Raw genomic sequence first — 397 nt, 5'->3', positions numbered from 1 at the left:
GTGGACTCTAGCTGCTGTAAATTAGGAGAAGTGGATAAATGATAAGCGACGATTTCGCTATTGTAACCATCAAGGGCTGGTGATAAATAGAGCTTCTGGTCACTGGCTGGAATGGCAAATTCTGTGACATCTGTGTAGCACTTCTTCAGAGGTTGGGAAGCCTCAAACCGACACCTAATCAGATTCTTAGCTTTCTTACCGACGTCTCCCTTGTAAGAATTATAGCGACGTTTGACACGGGTCCTAGCCTTCAATCCAAGCTCCTTCATCAAGCGTTGAACTTTCTTGTGATTGAGGATATAGCCACGATTCAATAACTCTTGATGGATTCTACGATAGCCATATAGACCCTTATGTTCGGTATAAATAGCTGAAATTAGCTCCTTCAACTCTCTAT

The 397-nt window shown here is 42.6% G+C and carries 1 protein-coding gene; it reads right to left on the bottom strand.

The genetic code is table 11. The features are described from left to right. Positions 1–397 (bottom strand): IS3 family transposase (locus tag FH871_RS34490; protein WP_229317765.1); only part of this gene is annotated, 397 nt, incomplete at both ends.

The organism is Larkinella sp. C7, assembly GCF_006149005.1.
Taxonomy (GTDB): domain Bacteria; phylum Bacteroidota; class Bacteroidia; order Cytophagales; family Spirosomataceae; genus Larkinella.
Note: the sequence above shows the minus strand (reverse complement) of the source record. Positions and strands in the feature narration are given on the sequence as shown.